This is a genomic window from Dietzia sp. PP-33, from assembly GCF_033790845.1.
Lineage (GTDB): Bacteria > Actinomycetota > Actinomycetes > Mycobacteriales > Mycobacteriaceae > Dietzia.
On record NZ_JAMYEI010000022.1, the window covers coordinates 1 to 4840 of the forward strand.

2 rRNA genes are annotated in these 4840 nt (G+C 56.3%); both read left to right on the forward strand.

The features are described 5' to 3' along the window. Positions 1-1342: ribosomal RNA gene (locus NJE57_RS19840) — 16S ribosomal RNA — on the forward strand; the annotation flags it as partial. Positions 1343-1686: 344 nt separating this feature from the next. After that, a 23S ribosomal RNA gene (locus tag NJE57_RS19845) occupies positions 1687-4783 on the forward strand. The last annotated feature ends 57 nt before the right edge of the window (positions 4784-4840 follow it).

Sequence of the window (4840 nt, forward strand, 5' to 3'; positions counted from 1 at the left end):
GAGCTCTCACCGCATGGTGGGGGTTGGAAAGTTTTTCGGTGCAGGATGAGTCCGCGGCCTATCAGCTTGTTGGTGGGGTAATGGCCTACCAAGGCGACGACGGGTAGCCGGCCTGAGAGGGTGATCGGCCACACTGGGACTGAGACACGGCCCAGACTCCTACGGGAGGCAGCAGTGGGGAATATTGCACAATGGGCGGAAGCCTGATGCAGCGACGCCGCGTGGGGGATGACGGTCTTCGGATTGTAAACTCCTTTCAGTAGGGACGAAGCGAGAGTGACGGTACCTGCAGAAGAAGCACCGGCCAACTACGTGCCAGCAGCCGCGGTAATACGTAGGGTGCAAGCGTTGTCCGGAATTACTGGGCGTAAAGAGCTCGTAGGCGGTTTGTCACGTCGTCTGTGAAATCCTCCAGCTCAACTGGGGGCGTGCAGGCGATACGGGCAGACTTGAGTACTACAGGGGAGACTGGAATTCCTGGTGTAGCGGTGAAATGCGCAGATATCAGGAGGAACACCGGTGGCGAAGGCGGGTCTCTGGGTAGTAACTGACGCTGAGGAGCGAAAGCATGGGGAGCGAACAGGATTAGATACCCTGGTAGTCCATGCCGTAAACGGTGGGCGCTAGGTGTGGGGTCCTTCCACGGATTCCGTGCCGTAGCTAACGCATTAAGCGCCCCGCCTGGGGAGTACGGCCGCAAGGCTAAAACTCAAAGGAATTGACGGGGGCCCGCACAAGCGGCGGAGCATGTGGATTAATTCGATGCAACGCGAAGAACCTTACCTAGGCTTGACATATACAGGACGACGGCAGAAATGTCGTTTCCCTTGTGGCTTGTATACAGGTGGTGCATGGTTGTCGTCAGCTCGTGTCGTGAGATGTTGGGTTAAGTCCCGCAACGAGCGCAACCCCTGTCTCATGTTGCCAGCACGTAATGGTGGGGACTCGTGAGAGACTGCCGGGGTCAACTCGGAGGAAGGTGGGGATGACGTCAAATCATCATGCCCCTTATGTCTAGGGCTTCACACATGCTACAATGGCTAGTACAGAGGGCTGCGAGACCGTGAGGTGGAGCGAATCCCTTAAAGCTAGTCTCAGTTCGGATTGGGGTCTGCAACTCGACCCCATGAAGTCGGAGTCGCTAGTAATCGCAGATCAGCATTGCTGCGGTGAATACGTTCCCGGGCCTTGTACACACCGCCCGTCACGTCATGAAAGTCGGTAACACCCGAAGCCGGTGGCCTAACCCTTGTGGAGGGAGCCGTCGAAGGTGGGATCGGCGATTGGGACGAAGTCGTAACAAGGTAGCCGTACCGGAAGGTGCGGCTGGATCACCTCCTTTCTAAGGAGCACTCACCCCGCCTGTTGGTGGGGTCAGAGTTAGCGTCTGGTTCGTGCCCGTTCGTGGTGCGCCAGGTGGCTCATTGGGTGGAACACTATTGCGTAGGACTCGCCTGGATCTTCGGCGTCGGCTCAGGGTCGGCTGTTCGGGGGGAGCGTGGTTCGGACAAAACACACTGTTGGGTGTCTGAAACAGCACCGTTTGCGCCCCTGTGGGGTGTGGGTTGTTTCTGATGGCACTGATTCCCGAGATGTGCGTTCCCGGTTGGGGGCGTGTGTGGGTGGGGTTGGTGTGTGTTGTTTGAGAACTGCACAGTGGACGCGAGCATCTTTAATTGTTTGTGAATGTAAGTGTGTAAGAGCACACGGTGGATGCCTTGGCACCAAGAGCCGATGAAGGACGTAGGAGGCTGCGATAAGCCTCGGGGAGCTGCCAACCGAGCTGTGATCCGAGGGTGTCCGAATGGGGAAACCCAGCACGCGTGATGGCGTGTTACCCGCATCTGAATACATAGGGTGTGTGGAGGGAACGCGGGGAAGTGAAACATCTCAGTACCCGCAGGAAGAGAAAACAACAGTGATTCCGTCAGTAGCGGCGAGCGAACGCGGAAGAGGCTAAACCGCATGCGTGTGATACCCGGCAGGGGTTGCGTGTGTGGTGTTGTGGGGCATGATGTCCTGGTTCTGCCGGATCAGGCGCCCGATAGTCCGCGAGTTAGGGGAACGACTTGGAAGGGTCGGCCGTAGAGGGTGAGAGTCCCGTACCTGAAAGCTTTGTGGCTGGGCGATTTGTGTTCCCAAGTAGCAGCGGGCCCGTGAAATCTGCTGTGAATCTGCCGGGACCACCCGGTAAGCCTAAATACTCCTTGGTGACCGATAGCGGATTAGTACCGTGAGGGAATGGTGAAAAGTACCCCGGGAGGGGAGTGAAATAGTACCTGAAACCGTGTGCTTACAAACCGTCAGAGGCTTTCGGGCTGATGGCGTGCCTTTTGAAGAATGAGCCTGCGAGTTAGTGGTATGTCGCGAGGTTAACCCGTGTGGGGAAGCCGTAGCGAAAGCGAGTCCTAATAGGGCGACTATAGTGGCATGCTCTAGACCCGAAGCGGAGTGATCTACCCATGGCCAGTGTGAAGCGACGGTAAGACGTCGTGGAGGCGCGAACCCACTTAGGTTGAAAACTGAGGGGATGAGTTGTGGGTAGGGGTGAAAGGCCAATCAAACTCCGTGATAGCTGGTTCTCCCCGAAATGCATTTAGGTGCAGCGTCGCATGTTTCACCTCGGAGGTAGAGCTACTGGATGGCCGATGGGCCCTACAAGGTTACTGACGTCAGCCAAACTCCGAATGCCGAGGTGTGAGAGTGCGGCAGTGAGACTGTGGGGGATAAGCTTCATAGTCGAGAGGGAAACAGCCCAGATCGCCGGCTAAGGCCCCTAAGCGTGTACTAAGTGGAAAAGGATGTGGGATCGCTGAGACAGCCAGGAGGTTGGCTTAGAAGCAGCCACCCTTGAAAGAGTGCGTAATAGCTCACTGGTCAAGTGGTCCTGCGCCGACAATTTAGCGGGGCTCAAGTACACCGCCGAAGCCGCGGCACTCACACAATAACCTCCTCCGGGCAGGTGTGTGGGTGGGTAGGGGAGCGTCGTGTGGCCATAGAAGCGTCGGAGTGATCCAGGCGTGGAGGCCACACGAGTGAGAATGCAGGCATGAGTAGCGAATGACGAGTGAGAAACTCGTCCGCCGAATGATCAAGGGTTCCTGGGTCAAGCTAATCTGCCCAGGGTGAGTCGGGACCTAAGGCGAGGCCGACAGGCGTAGTCGATGGACAACGGGTTGATATTCCCGTACCCGTGTGTGCGCGCCCATGGTGAATCAGTGATACTAACCGCCCTGAATGTCCTAGAGCATCCTTCGGGATGACGTGGATTGGATGCGCGGGACCTGAACTGGTAGTAGCCAAGCGATGGGGTGACGCAGGAAGGTAGCTGAGCCAGTCAGTGGTTGTACTGGTGTAAGAGTGTAGGCCGTGACATAGGCAAATCCGTGTCACATTAAGGCTGAGACTTGATGCATACCCGTTGTGGGGAATTCAGTGATCCTATGCTGCCGAGAAAAGCCTCTAGTGAGTTCATACACGGCCCGTACCCCAAACCGACACAGGTGATCAGGTAGAGAATACCAAGGCGATCGAGAGAACTGTGGTTAAGGAACTCGGCAAAATACCCCCGTAACTTCGGGAGAAGGGGGGCCATGTCCGGTGAACACCTTCACGGTGGGAGCTGGGTGTGGTCGCAGAGACCAGAGAGAAGCGACTGTTTACTAAAAACACAGGTCCGTGCGAAGACGTAAGTCGATGTATACGGACTGACGCCTGCCCGGTGCTGGAAGGTTAAGAGGACCGGTTAGCCGCAAGGCGAAGCTGAGAATTTAAGCCCCAGTAAACGGCGGTGGTAACTATAACCATCCTAAGGTAGCGAAATTCCTTGTCGGGTAAGTTCCGACCTGCACGAATGGCGTAACGACTTCTCTGCTGTCTCGACCACAGACTCGGCGAAATTGCACTACGAGTAAAGATGCTCGTTACGCGCGGCAGGACGAAAAGACCCCGGGACCTTTACTATAGCTTGGTATTGGCGTTCGATTCGGTTTGTGTAGGATAGGTGGGAGACTGCGAAGCATGCACGCCAGTGTGTGTGGAGTCGTTGTTGAAATACCACTCTGATCGTATTGGACGTCTAACCTCGGCCCATGATCTGGGTTAGGGACAGTGCCTGGTGGGTAGTTTAACTGGGGCGGTTGCCTCCTAAAGAGTAACGGAGGCGCCCAAAGGTTCCCTCAGCCTGGATGGCAATCAGGTGTTGAGTGCAAGTGCACAAGGGAGCTTGACTGTGAGACTGACACGTCGAGCAGGGACGAAAGTCGGGACTAGTGATCCGGCACCGGCAAGTGGAAGCGGTGTCGCTCAACGGATAAAAGGTACCCCGGGGATAACAGGCTGATCTTCCCCAAGAGTCCATATCGACGGGATGGTTTGGCACCTCGATGTCGGCTCGTCGCATCCTGGGGCTGGAGTAGGTCCCAAGGGTTGGGCTGTTCGCCCATTAAAGCGGCACGCGAGCTGGGTTTAGAACGTCGTGAGACAGTTCGGTCTCTATCCGCCGCGCGCGTAAGAAACTTGAGGAAAGCTGTCCCTAGTACGAGAGGACCGGGACGGACGAACCTCTGGTGTGCCAGTTGTTCCACCAGGAGCATCGCTGGTTAGCTACGTTCGGAAGGGATAACCGCTGAAAGCATCTAAGCGGGAAGCCTGTTCCAAGATGAGGTTTCTCACCACCTTGCGTGGTTAAGGCCCCCCACAGACCATGGGGTTGATAGGCCGGAACTGGAAGCGCAGCAATGCGTGGAGGTGACCGGTACTAATCGGCCGAGGGCTTACACACAAACAAGCCAAGAATTGTTACGCGTCCACTGTGCAGTATCTGAAACAACACACCCAT